We start from the raw sequence: 22,142 nt of genomic DNA on the forward strand, positions 1-22,142 counted from the left end.
TTCTGTCCGCTCACATTCTTCCCCGCGTTATGATAAAATACGCCATCTTTTTTTCCGGCCATGAACCTTTATGAAATTCCCCGGCAGACGCAAATCCAAACACTATTTCCCGGTCAGCCTGCGTGACCCGTTATTACAGCCTGTCCAGCTGATGAAAGATGATGAAAATACCCGCGCGTATATCGTTGGTATTGATCAGACGCTGGTGGATATTGAAGCCAACGTGGATGATGATTTTATCCGCCGTTATCAGCTCAGCCGCGGCCATTCGCTGGTGATTGAGGATGATGTGGCTGAAGAGCTGTACCGTGAGCTGATTGAGCGTTCGCTGATCACCCATGAATTTGCCGGTGGTACTATCGGTAATACCCTTCACAATTATTCTGTTCTGGCGGACGACCGTTCTGTGCTGCTGGGCACCATGTGCAATAATATTCAGATTGGCAGCTATGCCTATTATTATCTGTGCAACACCTCCAGCCGTATGGATCTCAACTATTTACAGGGTGTCGACGGACCGATTGGCCGCTGCTTTACCCTGATCAGTGAAAACGGCGAGCGGACATTTGCCATCAGCCCCGGGCTGATGAACCAGCTGCGTCCGGAAAGCATTCCGGAAGAGATCATTGCGGAAGCCTCCGCACTGGTGCTGACCGCCTATCTGGTGCGCTGCAAACCGGGCGAACCGATGCCGGATGCCACCATGAAAGCCATTGAATACGCGAAAAAACATGATGTGCCGGTGATCCTGACTCTGGGAACCAAACATGTAATCGCGGAAGATCCGCAGTGGTGGCGTGATTTCCTTGCGGAAAACGTCTCTGTGCTGGCAATGAACGAAGAAGAAGCGCTGGCACTGACCGGCGTTGCCGACCCGCTTCTGGCGTCAGATAAAGCCCTCGACTGGGTGGATCTGGTGCTGTGTACCGCAGGTCCTGCCGGGTTATATATGGCCGGTTATTCAGAAAAAGAATTTATGCGTGAAACTACTCACCCGTTATTACCGGGTGCACTGGCAGAATTTAACCGCTATGAATTCAGCCGTGCAATGCGTCAGAAAGATTGTCAGGATGCAGCGCGGGTCTATTCTCATATCGAGCCTTATATGGGTGGTCCGGATAAGATAATGAACACCAACGGTGCCGGCGACGGGGCATTATCCGCATTGCTGCATGATATTACGGCCAACAGCTATCACCGGATGAATATCCCGAACTCCAGTAAGCATCAGCGCCGTTATCTGACATACTCTTCACTGGCGCAGGTCTGCAAATATGCTAACCGTGTCAGCTATCAGGTACTGATTCAGCACTCACCGCGTCTGACTAAAGGGTTACCGGACCGGGAAGACAGCCTGGAAGAGTCATACTGGGAACGCTGATAACAATAACTGACAGATAATCGCCGGAATTTTCCGGCGTTTTTTATGGGCAATAACAAATAATCCGTGTTACACATCGGCATCATCAACTTTACTGATGAAGTTGAGGCGAAAAATTCGCTTTAACCTCAGGTTATGTTGAGGTTTAAGCTTTGGTCATTCCCGGCAAGAGAGGCTTGCCAGATGAAATATACCCTTTATTGAATGTAACAAGGAAATGACCATGCATACTGTAAAAACACTGATTACTGCTTCTGCTATGACACTGTTTTCCTTTGCGGCTTTTGCTGAATCCGTCTCTGTCACCAGTGACACACTGACATCAGCTGAAGCAAAAATTGCGGAAAAAGCACAGGAAAGCGGAGCTTCCGGTTATACCATCACCAGCGCCCGTACGACTGATAATGTGATTATGACGGCAGAACTGCACAAATAATGGCATTCAGTGACTGAGTCCCTGTTTATTATCCTCTGATATAAATCCTGCTCCGGCAGGATTTTTTACGTGTATATAAAAAAGCCCGGTCAGACCGGGCTTGTAGCTGATGTTTAGTTCTGCGAATTAAAATAATTTCATATTATTTAATACTTTTTACAGAATCGGATACCCATAGTGAGATCAGATTAATAACACTCCCTGTAATAACCGAGATAGAATAATTAGTATCTGTGTAAAATGAAAAATTAAAATACATCTCTTTTAATACACTTGTCTTTAAAAGAGGAAACAATGTAACAAATAGCGTTGATACAATTACAGATATAATAATTCTATTTATTATTTTTTGTTTTAGTATTATTTTTCTGAAATATATGATATTCACAAGACTCAGTAGCACTGCAATAAAATACTGACCAGAATCAGGCATGGCGCCTCCTCAGGAGCAAGGTGGTAACGATTTTTCACGGTGTGTATTTCTTAAAACTCATGACAATGACAGATATTATTATATTTTCACCTGATGGGGTACTGACTATTCTCAGGTAATTTAATAAAATTAACAATTGCTGTGTTAATTATCAATTAAAATATAATAAATATCATAAAATAACATAATAAAATACATTTTATCTGGTGTTTATATTATATTTCCCGTAAGGCTGATAATTGGATTATGACGGCAGAACTGCACAAATAATGGTGTTCAGTGACTGAGTATCTTTTTATTATCCTTTGATATAAATCCTGCTCCGGCAGGATTTTTTATGCGTATATAAAAAAGCCCGGTCAGACCGGGCTTGTATTTCAGCAGGTTAAAACAGGTTATGCCGACGGATGCGGGTTCTGATTCTCCTGAGTGGCATCTGTTTCCGGTTTACGCAGCATATCATGCAGTGAGCGGCCTTCTGTTTCCGGTGCAGTTTCTGCCGCCGGATTGATACTGACCGGGCAGCCGAACTCATGGTCAGTCTGGTTTTCCACCAGCAGTGTGCTCATCGCACGGGCAATTTCAAACTCACCAATCACCACGCGGTTTGCGCCGCGCTCCATAATATAGGTGCGCTCGTCGTCATAATGCGCGCGGACAATAATCGTCATATGTGCGTTCATGGCACGGGCTTTGGCAACAATTTCACCGGCCTCATAGCCGTTCGGAATGGTCAGCAGCAGCGCACTGGCGCAATCGGCACGGGCAAGCTCCAGCACATCCTGTGCCACCGCATTCCCCATCACGGAAGGGAATCCGCGTTCTGCAAGCTCTTCAAAGCGGGCGCGGGTATCTTCCACCACCACCACCGGATACCCTTTATTATGCAGCTTATCCGCCAGCATCGCACCGACGCGGCCATAACCGACAATAATGGTATGTCCGCAGATATTGACCGGTACCTGGGTGATTTCTTCCAGTGTTTCCTCTTCCTGCTGCTCTTCCGGTGTTTCGGTTTTTTCCAGATAGCGGTCCAGCAGCGTGAACAGCACCGGGTTGAGCATGATAGAGACAATCGCACCGGCCAGGATCAGGTCATTGGCCTGGCGGTTGAGGACTTCCAGCGTGACCCCCATTCCCGCGAGGATAAAAGCGAATTCCCCGATTTGTGCGAGGCTGACAGCAACAGTCAGAGCTGTCCGCCGGTTATGGCCGAACATTCTCACCAGCAGCAGAGCAGCAGCGGACTTACCGATGATAATAATCGCCAGCACACCGAGCACACCGAGCGGATGGTTAATCAGCACCATCGGGTCAAACAGCATCCCGACAGAGACAAAGAACAGTACCGCGAAGGCATCACGCAGCGGCAGGGTATCCTGTGCGGCGCGGTGGCTCAGTTCTGACTCATTGAGCACCATACCGGCAAAGAACGCGCCGAGGGCAAACGAGGCATCAAACAGCGCGACAGCGGCATAAGCAATACCCAGTGCCAGTACCAGTACCGCCAGGGTAAACAGCTCGCGGGAGCCGGTAGCGGCTGTTCTGGCGAGTAACCACGGGATCACGCGGCGGCCGATAAAAATCATAATCAGGATGAATGCCACAACCTTACCGATAGTAACGCCCAGGCTCATCAGCAGTTCTGATGTGCTGGCACTGGATTCCGGATTATTAATGATAGAGGCGGCAGCCGGTAACAGTACCAGGGTTAATACCATGGCGAGGTCTTCGACAATCAGCCAGCCGATAGCTATCTGACCGCGCTGGCTCTCTATCAGTTGCCGCTCTTCCAGGGCGCGCAGCAGCACCACGGTACTCGCGGTGGATAAGCTCAGACCAAATACGATCCCGGTAAATAATCCCCAGCCGAACAGACTGGAAAGGCCGAGACCCAGAATAGTGGCGACAGCTATCTGACAGATAGCGCCGGGAATAGCGATATTTTTAACCGCCAGCAGATCTTTCAGTGAAAAATGGAGCCCGACCCCGAACATCAGCAGAATAACCCCGATTTCCGCCAGTTCCGGTGCCAGAGACGCATCGGCAACAAATCCCGGGGTAAAAGGGCCTGCTAACACACCTGCCGCCAGATAACCCACTAACGGGGAAATCTTTAACCGCTGCGCTAACATACCGAGTAAATAAGCGAGAACGAGACCGCCAACAATAGTTGTGATAAGAGGCGTTGAATGCACTTTTTTCATTCTCCTTTTGATTAGTGGTGTGAACGGATGTGGGTTAGCTATAAATATAATACATGTTTTCGTGACATAAATCGCGTTAAAAATATAACTAATTATGTAAAAAACAGGACTTAACAGCAGATACCTTTCAGCTTTGACTATTTTCAGCGTATTCTGCTCTTTGTGATCCCCGTTTTCACTGCCATTGATTGGCTTTGATATTTAATATTATTGTTAATTAACAGTCCATTAAGTGTCTTTAGTCTGTTTTTTATATAAAAACGGATATATTTATAAAAAATAAGCTGAAAAATACAGGTTTAATTACAGTTTTGATGCCGGTAACAGCGTAGTAATATCTCTGCGATATAAAACCGCATTGATGAACAGGTGGTTTTTCTTTGTTGTATATTGATATTTAACGATTTTTAAATAATGCGTTATCGTATTTGTGCGGATCCGCTAAATGATAAAACATTGAGTCAGATCGCACTTTTTTGCCGTGTTTATCATAACTGGTGTGAAAATTTGTGAATTTTCATCATACTTTCAGCAGAACGCCGGAGAGAGTTGTTTCTGTGCCGGTATCATCATTCAGATACACAGGGAATGACCATGACATTTACACTGAAAACCACAGCCTGTGCGCTGGCGGTATCCGCAATGCTTTTTCCTGCGCTGGCGAATGCCTGGGAAAAAGATAAAACCTACGACATCACCATTTTGCACACCAATGACCACCACGGCCATTTCTGGCAGAACGATCACGGCGAATATGGCTTATCCGCCCAGAAGACCCTGGTGGACGGTATCCGTAAGGAAGTGGAAGAGAAGGGCGGCTCACTGCTGCTGCTCTCCGGCGGCGATATTAACACCGGCGTGCCGGAATCTGATTTACAGAATGCCGAGCCGGATTTCAAAGGGATGAATCTGGTCGGTTACGACGCAATGGCGCTGGGAAATCACGAGTTTGATAACCCGCTGGAAACACTGCGTACCCAGGAAAAATGGGCCACATTCCCGTTTCTGTCCGCCAACATTTATAAGAAAAGCACCGGTGAACGTCTGTTTAAACCATATGCGGTGTTTGACAAACAAGGTGTGAAAATCGCAGTGATTGGTCTGACAACGGATGACACAGCGAAAATCGGTAATCCGGGCAATTTCCCGGACACTGAATTCCGTGTCCCGGCTGAAGAAGCCAAAAAAGTGGTTGAAGCTCTGCGTGAAACGGAAAAGCCGGACATCATCATCGCCGCCACGCATATGGGGCACTACGATGACAGCAATCACGGCTCCAACGCGCCGGGCGATGTGGAAATGGCACGCAGCCTGCCGGCCGGATATCTGGATATGATTGTCGGCGGTCACTCACAGGACCCGGTCTGTATGCAGCCGGAAAACAAGAATTACAAAGTCGCCGATTACGTTCCCGGCACCCCGTGTGCGTCGGATAACCAGAACGGTACCTGGATTGTGCAGGCCCATGAATGGGGTAAATATGTCGGACGTGCGGACTTTCAGTTCCGCAACGGCGAATTCACGCTGAAACACTATCAGCTTATCCCGGTGAATCTGAAGAAAAAAGTCACCAAAGAGGATGGCACATCAGAGCGGGTGTATTACACCAGTGAAATCAGCGAAAGCCCCGACATGCTTAAACTGCTGACACCGTACCAGGAAAAAGGCAATGAGCAGCTGAATATCAAAGTCGGCTCGGTTGACAGCAAACTGGAAGGTGATCGCAGCAAAGTCCGTTTTGTACAGACCAGCATGGGGCATCTGCTGCTGGCCGCACAAAAAGAGCGTGCGAATGCGGATTTCGCCATTATGAGCGGCGGCGGTGTACGTGATTCTATCGAGCCGGGAGATATCACCTATAAACATGTACTGAAAGTACAGCCGTTTGCCAATGAACTGGTGTATGTCGATTTCAAAGGCAGTGAAGTACTGCCGTATCTGACTGCAGTGGCAAATATGAAAACGGATTCAGGGGCTTACGCACAGTTTTACAATGTGGGGCTGACGCTGAATAAAGACGGCTCTGTGAGTGATGTGACGATTGACGGCAAGCCGCTGGACCCGGCAAAAACCTACCGCATGGCGACACTGAACTTCAACGCGATCGGCGGGGATGGTTATCCGAAAATTGATACGCATCCGGGCTATGTCAATACCGGTTTTGTCGATGCAGAAGTGCTGAAAGGCTATATTGAAGCCCATTCTCCGCTGAAAGCAGCAGATTATGAACCAAAAGGCGAGATTATCTATAAAAACAAATAATTGACTGTCTGAGTAATAAAAACCGGGACTTCAGCTTGCCCCGGTTTTTATTCGCACAGCTTATGAGTTGCACTATCCATCAGTATTTTGTCTATATTGGCAATGAAGGCAATTCATTGTTTATATTGATATTTTAAATTTTTACTCATAATTGATGGCATCCTGCCACGATTTGCCCTGTCTGTTTTGATTATCTTTTCTAAAATAAGCCTGTGTCCACGGTGGTAAATATCAGTACCGTGCGGATACCCATTCCTTTCAAACAGGATATTATGATGAACAAAACAGAAAATACTTTATATAAGAAAACACCGTCGGTAACGGTGCTAAATAACCGGGGGCTGGCGGTGCGTGATATCGTATATCACCGTCATCCGGATACACCGGAAAAAACAGATGAACGGATTACCCGCCATCAGTTTGATACGCGGGGTTTTTTACAGCAGAGCACCGACCCGCGTTTGCAGGCCTCCGGGCAGCGTAATTTCCGCTATATCACTTCACTCTCCGGACAGGTGCTGCGCACAGAAAGTGCAGATGCGGGAACATCACTGGCACTGAATGATGCGGCAGGGCGACCGGTGATCGGCATCAGTCAGATCCGCACGGATAACGGGCAGGATGACCGCAGCCGGGCCGTGACTCAGACTTTTCAGTATGAAGGTACGGATTCAGCCGGGCGCCCGCTGAGTATCTCGGAGCAGCTCGCCGGGCAGAACGCTCAGGTGACTGAACGCTTTGTATATGCGGGCAACAGCGAGGCGGAGAAAGCAAAAAATCTGGCAGGGGTCTGTACGCACCATTATGATCCGGCCGGTCTGATGCAGACGGACAGCATTGCGCTGACCGGTGTCCCGCTGTCGGTAACCCGCCGGTTGCTGCAAGACGCAGATAATCCGGATATCGCGGTTAACTGGCCGGAAAGTAACCCGGGCAGTTTGTTATCCGCTGAAAAATACATCACCCAAACCACAGCAGATGCTACCGGTGCCGTGCTGAATACCACCGATGCAGCGGGTCATCAGCAAAAAGTGACTTATGATATCGCCGGATTGCTGAATACCAGCCGGGTGACGGTAAAAGGTGGTGCGGAAAAAATCATCATCAAATCTGTGGCGTATTCCGCTGCCGGACAAAAACTGCGTGAGGAGCACGGCAACGGCGTAGTGACCACTTACACTTATGAACCGCAGACCCAGCGCCTGATCGCGGTGAAAACCGAACATCCGGCACGGAAAAATGTATTTCAGGATCTGCGCTATGAGTACGATCCGGTCGGCAATGTGCTGTGTGTGACCAATAGCGCCGAGGAGACGCGCTTCTGGCATAATCAGAAAGTGGTGCCGGAAAACCGATACACTTACGATACCCTGTATCAGCTGGTCAGCGCCACCGGGCGTGAAATGGCCAATGCCGGACAGCAAAGCGGTTCCCTCCCTGATATTTCCCCGTTTGATAAAGCCAGTTACACCAATTACACCCGCAACTATATCTATGACCGTGCCGGAAATATGACGCAGATCCGCCACTCAGCACCTGCGACCAATAATAACTACACCACGGATATCACGGTCAGTCAGCGCAGCAACCGCGCGGTACTGAAAACCCTGGCGGACACGCCGGAAAAAGCGGAAGCCCTGTTTACCCCGGGCGGACAGCAGACACAGCTCCAGCCGGGACAAACTCTGTCCTGGACAACGCGCGGCGAGCTGCAACAGGTGATGCCGGTGGTGCGTGACGGTGCGGCCGGTGACCGCGAAAGCTACCGTTATGATGCGGACAGTCAGCGCATCCTGAAAACTGCCGTGCAGAAAACCGGGAACAGCACACAGATACAGCAGGTGATCTATCTGCCGGGGCTGGAACTGCACAGCGGCAAAGAAAGCTATCAGGTGATCTGCGCCGGTGTTGCCGGGCGGGCGAAGGTGCGGTTGCTGCACTGGCCGGACGGCAAAAAAGATCACCAGCGGTTCAGTTATGACAATCTTATCGGCAGCAGCGGCCTGGAAACGGATGGTGACGGTAAGCTGCTGAGTCAGGAAGAATATTATCCGTTCGGCGGCACGTCCGTGCTGGTGGCTGATGCGGACAGCGGCATTGACTACAAAACCCACCGTTATTCCGGCAAAGAGCGGGATGCGACCGGGATGTATTATTACGGCTACCGCTACTATCAGCCATGGGCAGGCCGCTGGCTGAGTTCAGACCCGGCGGGAACTGTTGACGGACTGAATCTGTTCCGGATGGTGAGGAATAATCCGGTGACGTTAAGAGATGATGACGGGCGGAAACCCATCAGTGAAAACTTCAGTGAAGAAAAAGGTGATATGGTTTATGGCCTTGCCGGTTTCAGAGGGAAATATATTTCTTCTGCGCTGGGGCGTCCGTTTTTACCTGACAGTAAAGACGCACCTGCATCGATAATTGATTTATATAATAATACGGTATCCGGTCAGGTATTGATGAGCGTTGATATGAAAATATTACAGAGTTTCATGAAATCACCGGGTAAATATGAGAAAAAGTTATCGCCACCGGCTGATATAAAGGACCGTGTACAGAAAAGCAGAGCATATCCTTTGTGGGACAGTTATTTTTCTGCTGGTGAAAAAAATGAGAAATTTAATATACACTCTGTTTATAAAGAGGTCAGAAAAAATCCCGGAAGTACGCAATATCATGAGTGGCATATGTCGGGGGCACAATCTGCACCGAAACTTCTCTGGAAAAGAGGAAGTAAGCTGGGGATAGAAATTGCGGCATCCGGCGGCGGTAATAAAATCCACTTTGCTCTTGATAGTTTAAATACAGAGGAAATTATCAGTAAGTCAGGAATGGGCGGACAGTCTATTACTGCCAGTGAATTGCGCTATGCTTACAGGAACAGAGAACGGCTTGGTGCAAATATACATTTTTACAAAGATGATAATGAGGTTGACGCTCCGTGGGTATCAAACCCTGAACAGTGGAACACGTATAAACCTAAATCATTATCGGCAGCAGGCGGACAATTAGTCCGGCAGCATACCGGATTTACGGCTCGTATACGTGCATCACTCAGCCGCACTTTCAGGAGAAATTAATTTTTATCAGCGGTAAAAGCACTTCCCCCGGGAAGTGCTTTTTTCTGTATATCAGTCCCGTTTCGCTACCGGGGCAAATTTCCCGTCCAGCACTTTTGCCAGATCCTGCGGTGCCAGTTCGATATCCAGGCCGCGCTTGCCGCCGGAAACGAAAATAGTGGCAAATTCCTGAGCACCCTCATCGATCAGGGTCGGCAGGCGTTTTTTCTGCCCCAGCGGGCTGATCCCGCCCACCAGATAACCGGTGACTTTCTGTGCATTCACCGGGTCGGCCATTTCCGCTTTTTTCACACCAAGGGCTTTAGCCACGGCTTTTAAATCAAGCTGTTCTGATACCGGGGTGACGGCCACAGCGAGGTGTTTATTATCGCCGTTAAGCGCCACCAGCAGGGTTTTATATACCTGACGGGCATCGAGATTGAGTTTGCGGACCGCTTCATCACCGAAATTATGATCATTCGGATCATGTTCGTACGGATGGAGGGTGAATGAAATCCGGTTTTTTTCCAGAAGTTTTACAGCCGGTGTCATAGGTCTTTCCTTGCAAATAATTCAGACGGCAGTGTCACAAGGCCTGCCAGTTTAACACAAAATGGACGGCAGATTATGGTCGCCGTAAAGATGCAGTGCGCCGACTGCCACCACATAATTGCCGGGCGGCAGTTGTGTCAGCCGGGCTTTCCAGGCGTCGTTGCGGTTGATCATCAGGTGCTGATATGTCTGTTCACTGAAGGTGGCAGGCAGCGGCTGCGCGAGTTTTTCCGGCCGGTAATCCAGCCACCAGCCGAGCATAATCTGGAGCGCCCGTGCGTTGTCATGCCAGTATGCCAGCGTATCTTCCAGCAGGCTCAGCCCTTCGTCCGGGAAATCCAGCAGCATCTGCAGTTGTGCCTGTGTGCCTTCCAGCTCAAAAACGGGGATATTCTGTCCGTGGGCAGCATTGAGCATCTGATAATCAATGCCGTAATGCGGGCGCAGCCCGAGGCTTTGTGCCTGGGCGGACTGCAGGATCAGCGCCACCTGCCAGGCGGGCAGGGTATCCAGGGTCTGCACCGGCTGGCGCTGCTCCTCACAATACCGGCGGTAGTCATTTCTCAGGTGCTCCGGTAAGCGCTCACTTACCGGCAGACGTGGGGATTCCGGGTCCTGTCCCGGGAATGGCGGTGCCGGACGGGTGATATCCGCTTCCACAATCAGGCCGTCAGCACGATTGATTCTTTCCAGCAGCGGGCCGGGCAGCGGATACATCGCTTCCGAACCCATATGAATACTGCCGACCAGGTGCAGTGAGATATCCCCGGGCAATGTGAGGTCAACCGAGGGCCAGGTGCAGCCACCCTGCGGATCAGGCGGGATAAGGTAATCTTTCAGCCGGCGGAACAGTGTTTTCATGACGACTCCTGTCGTGAAACGATACCTTAGTTGACTGCAAGCGGGCTTTTTTTTCAACCCTGATAAGTAATATCCGGTTAATCAGCAGGAAAAAAATAAGGGGGCGAATTATTCGCTCCCTTAAGATAGTGACTGATGATTTAATCTTTCGGTTTAAAACGTAACAGCCGGTTGGCGTTACTGACCACGGTAATGGATGACAGCGCCATGGCCGCCCCTGCCACCACCGGATTCAGCAGTGTGCCGGTGAACGGGAACAGCACACCGGCGGCGATTGGGATCCCGAGGGTGTTATAAATAAAGGCACCCAGCAGGTTCTGTTTCATGTTGCGCAGCGTCCCTTTCGAGATAGCCACGGCATCGGCCACACCGTGCAGGCTGTGACGCATCAGGGTGATTGCTGCCGTTTCGATGGCGATATCACTGCCGCCGCCCATGGCGATCCCCACATCTGCCCGTGCCAGTGCCGGTGCGTCATTGATACCGTCACCGACCATCGCGACACGGCGTCCGGCCTGCTGTAATTTTTCAATGGCAGCGGCTTTGCCGTCCGGCAGTACACCGGCGATCACTTCATCAATACCGGCTTCTTTGGCGATAGCCCGGGCGGTCACTTCGTTGTCCCCGGTCAGCATCACCAGACGGTAACCCTGTTTGTGCAGACGCGCCAGCGCACTGACACTGTCCTCACGCAGCGGATCACGGACAGAAAGTATTGCTGCAATATTACCGTCAACCGCCAGCATGACCGGGGTCACGCCTTTACCGGCCTGGGATTGCACCAGCGCATCCGCTTCCCCGGCTGTGCTGATATTTTGTGCCTGCATCAGCGCATGGTTACCCAGCAGCAGTGTCCGGCCTTCAGACTCCCCGCTGATCCCCATCCCCGCCAGGGTACGGAACTGCGTGACAGACGGCAGTGTCAGATCTTTCGCGCGTTCAGTAATGGCACGGGCCAGCGGGTGATTAGAACCGCTTTCCAGTGCCGCCGCGAGACGCAGCACATCATCGTCACTGAAACCGTTGAAGGTGTGGATCTCCGTTACCTGCGGCATCCCTTCAGTCAGGGTTCCGGTTTTGTCGAAAACAATGGTGTCGAGAGTGCTTGCCTGCTGTAAAGCATCCGCATCCCGTACCAGCACACCAAACTCAGCGGCGCGTCCGACCCCGGAAATAATTGACATCGGCGTTGCCAGTCCCAGAGCACACGGACAGGCGATAATCAGTACCGTGGTAACAATCACCAGTGCATAGGTTATCTGCGGCGCAGGGCCGAAGAAGTACCAGACAGCACCGGCGATCAGAGCAATCACCACCACAACCGGCACAAAGACGGCTGAGATTTTGTCCGCCAGCTGGCCGATTTCCGGTTTACTGCTCTGAGCCTGACGCACCAGTTTAATGATGCGTGCCAGCGTGGTTTTGCTGCCGACAGCGGCGGCACGGAACAGCACGGTGCCGTCCTGCACGGTGGTCCCGGCAGAAACGGTATCGCCGGTGGTTTTCTGCTGCGGGATGGGTTCCCCGGTCAGCATCGCCTCATCCATCCACACTTCGCCTTCTGTGATTTCACCATCGACCGGCACGCGGTCTCCGGTAGTCAGGCGCAGGATCATCCCCGGCTGCACATCTGCCAGCGGTACATCTTTCTCACCTTCCGGAGTCACCACACGGGCGGTCGGCGGAGTCAGATCCAGCAGACGCTCCAGTGCTTTTGATGAGCGCTGACGGGCGCGCTGCTCCAGCATATGACCCAGGTTGATCAGACCGATGATCATGGCACTGGCCTCATAATAGAGGTGACGCGCCTGCGGCGGGAACACGTCCGGCCAGAGGTTTACCGTGATGGAATAGAGCCACGCTGCACCGGTGCCGAGAGCCACCAGGGTATCCATCGTTGCACTGCCGTTTTTCAGGGATTGCCAGGCGCTGCGGTAGAAATGCCCGCCCGCCAGAATCATCACCGCCAGGGTGACGATCCCGATGGTCAGCCAGATCCCGTTGTTCTCCGGGGTCAGCATCATATTGTCGCCGATCATCCCCCAGATCATCACCGGGATACCGACCGCCAGTGCCAGAGCAGCCTGCCAGCGGAACCGCTTCATATTGGCGACCGCCACTTGCTGCTGGCGTTCACGGCGTTTGGCATCATCCTGAATCAGTTCCGCGCCGTAACCGGCTTTCTCCACCGCAGCGATCAGCGCTTCCGCAGAAGCGTGACCGGTGACCAGCGCACTGCGTTCCGCGAGGTTCACACGGGCATTTTCCACGCCGTCCACACTGAGCAGCGCTTTGTGTACTTTGCTGACACAGCTTGCACAGGTCATGCCGTCGAGCAGGAAGGAGAGGCTGTCGTCGTCCTCCTTAATCACCGGCATGGCAGGGGTATTGTCCGGGGTGGCCGGAATGTCGCAGTGCTCCGCTGCCGCAGCCTCAGTCTGAGGCAACGTCAGCGGTTCAGATTTTGGGGAGGTGTTTTCTCCCGCCACCGCTGCCTGAAAACCGGCTGCTTCCACCGCGCTGATTAAGGTCTGCACATCGGCGCTGCCGTACACTTTTGCCTCTTTGGTATCAACCACCGCAGCCGCAACACCGTCAACCGCTTCTAATGCACTTTGCGTTTTCGCGGCACATTTCATACAATTCAGCCCGGAAAGCTGTAAAATTGTACCGGGTTTGTCTGCAATCTGTGCTTCATAACCCGCCTCTTCAATGGTCTTGATGAGGGATTGCGCATCTGCCCCGCCGGTGACTCTGGCAAAATCAAGGGTGACCACCGCAGAGTCAACATCCGGACGGGCGTCGAGTGCTTTTTTCACACTGCCGGTGCAATGTCCGCAGGACAGCCCCTGTAACGCAAGAATAGTGGTATTTGGCATACTTTTTTTCCTTACATGTTTCGCATCATCACGCCGCAGAACAGCGCGCGGCGCAAAAGAAAAAATTCTGTTCGGGGGAACGGGAATTTTGATTTACGATGATGGTAAACCTTCCCTCAAGGGTAAGGTCAAGGAGAAGTTATGAATATCAGCGATATTGCACAAAAAACGGGTTTAACACCAAAAGCGATCCGTTTTTACGAAGATAAATCTTTGATCACGCCACCGGAACGGGGTGAGAACGGATACCGGTATTTCAGTGAACGGCATGTGGATGAACTGACCCTGCTGCGCCAGGCAAAAGAGGTCGGGTTCACGCTGGATGAGTGCCGCGAGCTGTTATCGCTGTTCCGTAACCCGAACCGCCACGCGGCAGATGTGAAATCGGCGACACTGGGCAAAGTGAAGCAGATTGAGAAAACCATTACGGAGCTTACGGCTATCCGTGACCGCCTGCTGGCGCTGGCTGATTCCTGTCCCGGGGATGACAGCGCGGAGTGCCCGATCATCGACCATCTCTCCGGCTGCCACCACAGCAAACCCGCCTGCCATAAATAATCCGCCTGTTTTGTGCGTCTGCCCGCCGGGCGGACGCCGTCTTACATCCTGTCAGTTAAGTTTTTCTTATTTCTGCCGATAACAGATAAAAGCACGGCTCTTTTTCATCCGGCGTTATACCGGAGAAAACCGGCATTTCTGTCCGCTGCGGCGGTAACCGGCATAAAGGATAAGTAAGACGAATTGACCAAACTGCTGACATTATTCCGCTGCATATTATTATCAGGGCTGTTTTTTTGCCCGCCATTATATGCCGCACCTTTCCCCGCAGCGGCGGAAAACCCCGGCGCTGATGCTTCGCGCCGGGCGATGCAGGATGCCGGACAGCAGGTCAGTGATCTGCTGGAACAGCAGACTTACCGGCAACTGAGCAAGCCGCAGACGACTATCACCCCCGCAGAGCCGTTACTGCGTGCGGCAGAGAATGAACACTGTCTGCCGGTCAGTGGCGTGTATCTCTCCGGTATCACACTGTTATCTCAGGACGATCTCCGCTCACTTTCGTCACTGCCCGCAGACTGTATCCGCAGCCGTGACATTAATGTGCTGGTGGCGGAACTGATGACACAGTATCTGGAGAAAGGCTATATCACCGCACGGATCCGCTTTCTGCCGGTCAACGATTATCACGAGCTGGGGATCGGCGTGACGGAAGGAACCGTGGAACGGATCGACAGCCCGGATCGCGGCGTTAATACCGCTCTGCTGTTTCCTTCTCTGACCGGTAAGCCACTGAAAATTACCGAGCTGGAGCAGGGGCTGGATCAGGCAAACCGCCTGAAATCCAATCATGTCACGATGGATATTCTGCCCGGCAGCGAACCGGGAGGATCGGTGATCCGGCTGGTTAATCAGCGCGGCAATCCGGCCGGTTTTTCTCTCAGCGCAGATAATTACGGACAGAAAAGTACCGGACGCAATGTTATCCGCGCCGCGGTTACCGTAGACAGCCCGGCCGGATTATCTGATTTTGTCAGCCTGAGCGGCTCCGCCACAACCGATAATCCGGCGGCGCGTTACAGCCGCTCCGGCATGCTGTTCTACTCAGTGCCTTACGGCGCACTGACGGTCAGCACTTACGGCAGTCTTTCCCGTTACCGCATCAGTCAGGCGCTGCGCTATAACCACGTCATTCTGCGCGGGGACAGCGCTCAGGCCGCACTGCGCGCAGATTATGTCATCTTCCGTAACCGCTCGCGGATTGATTCCCTGATGGCGCAGATGACACACAAACGCAGCCGCAACTACCTCAATGACACACTGATTGGCGTCAGCAGCCCGTCCCTGAGTATCGCCGAAGCCGGTTACACCGGACTGATTCTGGTACCGGGCGGCGTTATCAGCACCTCTTTATCGGCGGAAAAGGGCACCACACTGTTCGGGGCGGATACCCGGAACACCTTGCCCGGCTCTGATCCGCAATACACCAAAGGCAAATTTTCACTCAGTTATGTTCAGCAGTTTTTGCTGTCGGAAAACGCATATCTGTTCAGCAGTCATCTGGCCGGTCAGTACACACAGGATCACCTCCCCGGGGTGGAGTGGCTGACGCTGTCGGATAACAGTGCGATCAGAGGGTTTCACGACGGCTCGTTATCGGCGGATAAGGGATGGTACTGGCAAAACACCCTTTCCCGCCGTTTTGTCCGGCAGGGGATCACGGTAACGCCCCGCGCCGGTGCGGACTACGGACGGGTTATGGCTCAGACCGGGCAGGCGGGATGGCAGTCTGCCGCGGGTATCGCCGCAGGGGTTAATGTCAGTTACGGCGGCGCACAGCTGGATGCGCAAATCAGCCGCGCCCGTACCTCTGTGACAGCACTGCCCGCACAGGACACTCTGTTTTCCCTGCGCCTGGGATATCAGTTCTGACCGGCTCCGTCAGTCGTTGGATGGTAAGGAAATACAATGAAAAAAGAACGCTTTAAACTCTCTTCGTCAGGTAAGGTGGCCGCGTGGATGGCGCTGGCCTTTGTCACACTGAACAGCGCAGCCGCAGGGATTGTGGCGGACGGCGGCCCGAACGGCCCCGGCGTTTCTCAGGTAAACGGAACGGATATTGTCAATATTACAGCACCGAACAGTAACGGGCTGTCTCATAACCAGTATCTTGATTTTAATGTGGATAACCAGGGCGCGGTCTTTAATAACAGCATGACCGCCGGACAGTCGCAGCTGGCCGGTATGCTGGAGGCCAACAAAAACCTGAACGGACAGGCCGCCGGGGTGATCCTTAACGAGGTGGTCAGCCGTAACCCGTCGCTGCTGCTGGGACAACAGGAAGTGTTCGGTATGGCGGCGGACCTGATCCTTGCCAACCCGAACGGGATCAGTTGTCAGGGCTGTGGTTTTATCAACACCAATAATGCCGGACTGATCGTGGGGAATCCGCTGATTGAGAACGGGATGATCAGTGCGTACAGTACGCTGGACAACACGAACTCACTGACGATCGGCAATAACGGGATCACGACCGGTAAGGTGCTGGATCTGGTCGCGCCTGCGATTAATGCCGACGGGGAGATCCGCGCGGCGGCACTGAATGTGATCACCGGGAACAATACCGTTTCCGCTGATTTGCAGACCATTTCAGCCGGTGAAAATGCAGTTCCGCTGGACAGCTATTATCTGGGCGGCATGCGAGCCGGGAAAATCCGTCTGGTGAATACCGCACAGGGCAGCGGCGTGAAACTGGCCGGTAATATTGATGCTGTGAATGGTTTCGATGCCCGGTCACAGGGCGCTTTAACACTCACCGGTGCACAGGTTACCGGCGGGGATATTCACCTGAGCGGCGATACTGTACGTACCGAAGGACAACTGCGTAATGAACATCACCGGACAGAGGACAAACGCAGCGGGCAGTCCGTCACCGGTGAAACCCGGCAGGGGCGCTACACCCGCACCTCGCTGGACGGCAAAAACATCACCCTGGTGGCACAGCAGGAAGCCCGGCTGACCGGCACTGATCTGAACGGGATTGAGATTGCCGTTCAGGCAGGAACCATCACGCTCGACAGCGACCAGGTTGCACAGTCAGACACCCGCACCACAAATCAGTGGAAGATGTCGTGGGAAAATAACGAAACCCGCAAAGATGAAAGTATCCGGCAGGAAACCAGCAACCTCCGGTCTGACGGTGATATCCGCCTGGCGGCCAAAACCGGTGATATCACCCTGAAAGGGGCAACACTGGCGGCAGGAACGCATCTCAGTGCGGATGCTAAAGGCGATATCCGGCTTGAGGGCGTGACCAACTCCCGCACTCAGACGGTGTCCGGCAATAAACGCAATGAGACGGCAAAACTGCTCAGCGGCACACATGGAGATGTCACATCAAAAGAGCAACTGGTGAAAACCGAACTGACCGCGGGCGGTAATCTGGGACTGAATGCCGGTCATGACATCCGGGCTCAGGCGGCGCAGATACACGCCGGACAGGATATGATCATCAACACCGGCAATAATCTCACCATCGGCACGCAAACCGCGACACAGCATCAGGGGCATACGGAAAATGTCACTTCGTGGGGCGGTATCGGCGGCGGCTCCCGTGAAAACCGGGCCACCACGGAAGAGACGGCGCACGGCTCCGATGTTACTGCAGGCGGTAAGCTCTGGCTTTCCGGCGGCAACGGCGTGACCGTCACCGGCAGCAAGGTAAAAGGCACCCAGGACAGCCTGGTGCAGACCGGGCAGGGCGCACTGGTGATTGAAAACGGTGTCAGCCGGACAGCAAAACACATTGATAACCGTGATGGCGGTGCGTTTAACATCACCCGCAGTACGCTTCGAGAAAACAGTGAAGATACCCGTGTGGAGCGCAGTGAGCTGAAATCAGAGGCGGATCTGCGGCTGGCAGGAAAAAATGATATCACCATCGCCGGAAGCCTGATTGAAAGTGCAGGCACACTGAAAATTGATACCCTCGGCGATATCAATGTCCGCGCGGCACAGGCGAAAAAACAGTCTGATAAAACAGAAACCACACTGAAAATCAGCGGCTATGCCAAAGAGGATGAGGACAAACAGTACCGCGCCGGTCTGGACATCAACCATACCCGCGACACACAAAAGCAGGATTCTGTCACGCAGCAGGGCAGTGAACTCAAAGGCGGCAGTGTCTCTGTTACCGCCGGAAACGATCTCACGCTTACCGGCTCCTCTCTGACCACCACACAGGGGGATGCGGCACTTTCCGCTGAAAATATCACCCTGAACGCAGCGGATAACCGTGAGACCCGGACACAGCAGAAAGGGGAATCACACGGCGGTATTTATCTGACCGGCGGCATGGATAAACTCGGCGGCGGGCTGAGCGGTGGTCATACTGAAACCGGCAGGACACAGGAGCAGCATCAGGCGGTCACTTCCGGCACACAGGTGCAGGGTAATCTCACCCTGACCGCCGGAAAAACCCTCTCCCAGGAGGGCGCGTCACACACGGTGGGCGGCACTTATACCGAAACCGCGCAAAACTCGGAACACCGGGCGGCTCACAACAGTGATCGCACCACGGAAACCCGTAAAGGCGGCGAAGGCAGCCTTGGTGTTTCACTGGATTACAGTAAAGTCTCCCGTCCGCTGGCCAAAGCCGGTGAAAATATCGCGGAAGGCAATATTGCCGGGGTGGCTGACAGCACTGCTGCCACCGGATTGCCGGATATCGGCGTTGACCTGAGCGGTAAAGGGGAAAACCGGCAGACCACCACCGAAAACACACAGGCGAAAACCACCTCTGTTAATGCAGGTTCTGTTACCGTGAACGCCACCGATCGTGTTCTTGATGAAGGAACACAGTACCGGGCGGATAACGGCGGTATTGTGATCAGCACCGGGGATTATCAGTCTGCGGCTGCGGCAGATACACATCATCACTCTGAATCCGTGACTGAGGGCAAAGGAAGTCTGCGTGTGGCCACATCCACCGGACAGGATGTTTCAGTCAACGCGGAAGGCAGCGGCGGTCATCGTCTGGCAACAGAAAGCAGCAGTAAAGCGGTAACCGGTTCACTGTCAGCGAAAGGGGATATTGCGGTGCAGGCGGGGCGTGATGTCTCATTGCAGGGCGATACACTGCGCAGCGAAGAGGGCGGTGTTTCTGTTCGTGCCGGTGATAATCTGACGCTGGATCAGGCTGCGGATACTCACAGCAAAACCGTCAGCGGTTATGACGCCGGGGCGAAAGTGAATGTGGAATCGATTAACCTGAAGAATGCGGGCGGTGGCCTCAGCGGCGGACGTGAAGTGTATAACGAAAGCGGCACAACGGCGAAAACCAGTGTGATTGAGGGCAAAACCGGCGTGATATTACAGGCCGGAAACGACCTGACCGCCAGCGGTACCGCTGTCAGCAGTGACGGGGATATCACCGTGAAAAGCGGACACAACACCCTGCTTAACAGCGCGGAGAGCACGAATACCATCTCCGGCCACCAGTGGCACGGTGGTGTGCAGGCTAATGGCGGTAAAACAGAGACCGGCAGCAAACTCGGCGGCGGTGCGGAGTTCAGTATCAGCAAACAATCTGAAAACGTCACTGACCAGCGCGGCGGCAGTCTGCGCAGCGGCGGTACAGCGTCTGTTTCTGCGGACGGTATGCGCGATGATGCGCTGCACCTGAAAGGCACGCAGATTGATGCACAAAATACCGCACTGACTGCCCGTGACGGCGGTATTGTGATTGAATCCGCACAGAAAACCACGGACAAAGCCAACTGGAATGCGGGCGGAAACCTGAATATCGGTACGTCCCGCAGCACAGAAAATCCGGAAACCGGCTCACGGCATGACATCAGTGCCGGTCTGAAGGGCGGGATCGACAATCAGCAGACGGTCACACAGAAAAATGCCCTGACTGACAGCGGTAACCTCACACTGAACAGCCGCAATGACACGCGGATTCAGGGCGGAAAACTGACGGCGGATACGGTCAGCGGACGTGTCGGCGGTGATCTGATCGTCGAAAGCCGGACTAACACGGAATCCGTTCTGAAAGTGGATGCGGATCTGTCGGCGGCACACACCAATGATGAGGGCAGCAGCACCACCTCAAAGCTGGCTAATGCCGGTACGCCGAAGTTTGCCGATGACATCAAAGCCGGTCTGGAAAACGGTCTGGACAAAGCCGCGGATTCTGTACGGGAAAATGCCGGAACCGGTGCCGGCACGGTGGCAGACAAGGTGAAATCCGGCCTGACATCTCCGGCCGGGATGAACGGTAAGGTGAAAGCGTCCTTTGAAACCCGCGCTTCTGAGAAGGTGGGACAGCAATCCGGTCTGACCGCCCGTGAACAGGGCAAACTGCGTACCGGCGGCAGTACTATCCTGACCGGCGCGGTGCTGGACGGTCTGCCGGATAACGGGAACACCGAAATGCATTCTGTGGCGGTCAAAGAAACCGGCACCCGCATTCACGGCGAACTCCCGCTCAACGCCGGACAGGCTATCAGTGCGGTTAAGGACGGGATCGTCAACGGAAAATCCCCGGTGGGAATTTCTGTCACGAATGATCACAGCAGTGTGAACAGTAAAGTGAAGTAATTATTATGGACGATAACGTATAACGTAGCGTAAACGGCTCTGAATAAGGGCCGTTTTTATTCCTGCTCTATTTTGGGGATTAATTACTTATTTAACTAATTGATTTCAATATTTTAATCATCGTTAAAAAGGGAATGGGAAAGTGCATTATTTGATGTAAAGTTAAATTACTGCAATAAGAAATAACGTGTGATATCTGTGTATACTGTGTTTATAAATCACCGGCAATGGGGCGCTAATATGAACGATAAAAAGTTACAACGACGACAGGTTCACGCCGACATGCCGAAATTGATCCCCGCAGCGGGTTTTAACCGGAAATTAAATCTGCCCTCTGAAAACAGCGAACTGACAGTACTGTTTCTGGCCGCCGGTACGCATCCGTTTTTATTGCCGGGCTACGAGGTAAAAGAGGGCTATCAATTTATTAAATCAGGTAAAAAGCAACAGTACAGGCTGGTGACTATCGGGGATTTACCCGAAACCGTTTATCTGGTTGAGCTTTGCTTCCGCAATGACATCGTTGCCGGTCAGACAAGTTGCACACAAATTAAGGTATGGCGGACAACCAATAACAAACATCAGTCTGCTGTAGCCGATCTGCCGCGGCACTTTTTCCGCTGGCTGCTGGATACCTATCATATTGTGGTTACCGATGAAGAACAAACCGGTGACGGACGGCGTTTTTGGGAAGTGATGATTTCATGGGCATTGGCTGCCGGTTTTTATGTTTATGCTTCAGATGGCGGAGAGCCGGAAAGGCCACTGTTTGTTATTGAGGATATGGAATCCTTTTTTGAATATTGGAGTGATTTTTGTTGGGGGAATGATCCCGATACCCATACACACCGCTTAATTGTCATCAGTAAAAAAGAAATAAAATAACAATTTCCCGTATTTCCTGTCCCGATCAATTCCCCGGCTGAAAAAATAATCCGTCATTTTAATCAAAACACTTATCCGTAAAA

At 52.5% G+C, this 22,142-nt stretch carries 12 protein-coding genes; 8 read left to right on the forward strand and 4 right to left on the reverse strand.

Features of this window, described 5'->3' with window-relative positions:
* Nucleotides 1-70 precede the first annotated feature (70 nt).
* Together AB7038_RS05825 and AB7038_RS05830 are read left to right on the forward strand one after the other, a co-directional pair.
* A complete protein-coding gene (locus tag AB7038_RS05825; RefSeq protein ID WP_369452917.1) occupies nucleotides 71-1,381 on the forward strand; it encodes an inosine/guanosine kinase in 1,311 nt (436 codons plus the stop codon).
* A gap of 223 nt (nucleotides 1,382-1,604) precedes the next feature.
* Nucleotides 1,605-1,817, forward strand: a complete 213-nt coding sequence (locus tag AB7038_RS05830; RefSeq protein ID WP_369452918.1) for a DUF1471 domain-containing protein — start codon at nucleotides 1,605-1,607, stop codon at nucleotides 1,815-1,817.
* A gap of 828 nt (nucleotides 1,818-2,645) precedes the next feature.
* Here AB7038_RS05830 and ybaL read toward each other — a convergent pair.
* Nucleotides 2,646-4,457 carry a YbaL family putative K(+) efflux transporter gene (ybaL, locus tag AB7038_RS05835; protein ID WP_369452919.1) on the reverse strand — a complete coding sequence of 604 codons (1,812 nt, stop codon included), beginning with the start codon at nucleotides 4,455-4,457 and terminating at the stop codon, nucleotides 2,646-2,648.
* Nucleotides 4,458-5,051: 594 nt separating this feature from the next.
* Here ybaL and ushA point away from each other — a divergent pair.
* Together ushA and AB7038_RS05845 are read left to right on the forward strand one after the other, a co-directional pair.
* Nucleotides 5,052-6,719 (forward strand): bifunctional UDP-sugar hydrolase/5'-nucleotidase UshA, encoded by a 1,668-nt coding sequence (ushA, locus tag AB7038_RS05840; protein WP_369452920.1) that lies wholly within the window; start codon nucleotides 5,052-5,054, stop codon nucleotides 6,717-6,719.
* Between the two features lie 275 nt (nucleotides 6,720-6,994).
* A complete protein-coding gene (locus AB7038_RS05845; protein WP_369452945.1) occupies nucleotides 6,995-9,802 on the forward strand; it encodes an RHS repeat-associated core domain-containing protein in 2,808 nt (935 codons plus the stop codon).
* A gap of 51 nt (nucleotides 9,803-9,853) precedes the next feature.
* Here AB7038_RS05845 and ybaK read toward each other — a convergent pair whose 3' ends face one another.
* The 3 genes from ybaK to copA all read right to left on the reverse strand — a co-directional run bounded on the left by ybaK (nucleotide 9,854) and on the right by copA (nucleotide 14,073).
* Nucleotides 9,854-10,333 carry a Cys-tRNA(Pro)/Cys-tRNA(Cys) deacylase YbaK gene (gene ybaK / locus AB7038_RS05850; RefSeq protein WP_004237643.1) on the reverse strand — a complete coding sequence of 160 codons (480 nt, stop codon included), beginning with the start codon at nucleotides 10,331-10,333 and terminating at the stop codon, nucleotides 9,854-9,856.
* Between the two features lie 51 nt (nucleotides 10,334-10,384).
* Nucleotides 10,385-11,194, reverse strand: coding sequence for a TraB/GumN family protein (locus AB7038_RS05855; RefSeq protein WP_369452921.1), 810 nt, complete (start codon nucleotides 11,192-11,194; stop codon nucleotides 10,385-10,387).
* 140 nt (nucleotides 11,195-11,334) lie between these two features.
* Nucleotides 11,335-14,073, reverse strand: a complete 2,739-nt coding sequence (copA, locus tag AB7038_RS05860; protein ID WP_369452922.1) for a copper-exporting P-type ATPase CopA — start codon at nucleotides 14,071-14,073, stop codon at nucleotides 11,335-11,337.
* 141 nt (nucleotides 14,074-14,214) lie between these two features.
* On the opposite strand from copA, the gene cueR reads away from it, so the two are divergent.
* The 4 genes from cueR to AB7038_RS05880 all read left to right on the forward strand — a co-directional run bounded on the left by cueR (nucleotide 14,215) and on the right by AB7038_RS05880 (nucleotide 22,059).
* Complete coding sequence (gene cueR / locus AB7038_RS05865; protein ID WP_072869547.1) at nucleotides 14,215-14,631, forward strand: Cu(I)-responsive transcriptional regulator; 417 nt, start codon at nucleotides 14,215-14,217, stop codon at nucleotides 14,629-14,631.
* Between the two features lie 183 nt (nucleotides 14,632-14,814).
* On the forward strand, nucleotides 14,815-16,503 hold the full coding sequence (locus AB7038_RS05870; protein ID WP_369452923.1) for a ShlB/FhaC/HecB family hemolysin secretion/activation protein: 1,689 nt from the start codon (nucleotides 14,815-14,817) through the stop codon (nucleotides 16,501-16,503).
* Between the two features lie 36 nt (nucleotides 16,504-16,539).
* Nucleotides 16,540-21,174, forward strand: coding sequence for a hemagglutinin repeat-containing protein (locus AB7038_RS05875; protein WP_369452924.1), 4,635 nt, complete (start codon nucleotides 16,540-16,542; stop codon nucleotides 21,172-21,174).
* 240 nt (nucleotides 21,175-21,414) lie between these two features.
* Nucleotides 21,415-22,059, forward strand: a complete 645-nt coding sequence (locus tag AB7038_RS05880) for a hypothetical protein (protein WP_369452925.1) — start codon at nucleotides 21,415-21,417, stop codon at nucleotides 22,057-22,059.
* The last annotated feature ends 83 nt before the right edge of the window (nucleotides 22,060-22,142 follow it).

The organism is Morganella morganii, assembly GCF_041099235.1.
GTDB lineage: Bacteria > Pseudomonadota > Gammaproteobacteria > Enterobacterales > Enterobacteriaceae > Morganella > Morganella morganii_E.

Excerpts from the sequence above, each read along its gene's own strand:
- AB7038_RS05855 (WP_369452921.1), bottom strand. The coding sequence starts at position 11,194 with ATGAAAACACTGTTCCGCCGGCTGAAAGATTACCTTATCCCGCCTGAT.
- ybaL (WP_369452919.1), bottom strand. The coding sequence starts at position 4,457 with ATGAAAAAAGTGCATTCAACGCCTCTTATCACAACTATTGTTGGCGGT.
- cueR (WP_072869547.1), top strand. The coding sequence starts at position 14,215 with ATGAATATCAGCGATATTGCACAAAAAACGGGTTTAACACCAAAAGCG.
- AB7038_RS05830 (WP_369452918.1), top strand. The coding sequence starts at position 1,605 with ATGCATACTGTAAAAACACTGATTACTGCTTCTGCTATGACACTGTTT.
- AB7038_RS05875 (WP_369452924.1), top strand. The coding sequence starts at position 16,540 with ATGAAAAAAGAACGCTTTAAACTCTCTTCGTCAGGTAAGGTGGCCGCG.
- copA (WP_369452922.1), bottom strand. The coding sequence starts at position 14,073 with ATGCCAAATACCACTATTCTTGCGTTACAGGGGCTGTCCTGCGGACAT.
- AB7038_RS05845 (WP_369452945.1), top strand. The coding sequence starts at position 6,995 with ATGAACAAAACAGAAAATACTTTATATAAGAAAACACCGTCGGTAACG.
- ushA (WP_369452920.1), top strand. The coding sequence starts at position 5,052 with ATGACATTTACACTGAAAACCACAGCCTGTGCGCTGGCGGTATCCGCA.
- ybaK (WP_004237643.1), bottom strand. The coding sequence starts at position 10,333 with ATGACACCGGCTGTAAAACTTCTGGAAAAAAACCGGATTTCATTCACC.
- AB7038_RS05880 (WP_369452925.1), top strand. The coding sequence starts at position 21,415 with ATGAACGATAAAAAGTTACAACGACGACAGGTTCACGCCGACATGCCG.
- AB7038_RS05825 (WP_369452917.1), top strand. The coding sequence starts at position 71 with ATGAAATTCCCCGGCAGACGCAAATCCAAACACTATTTCCCGGTCAGC.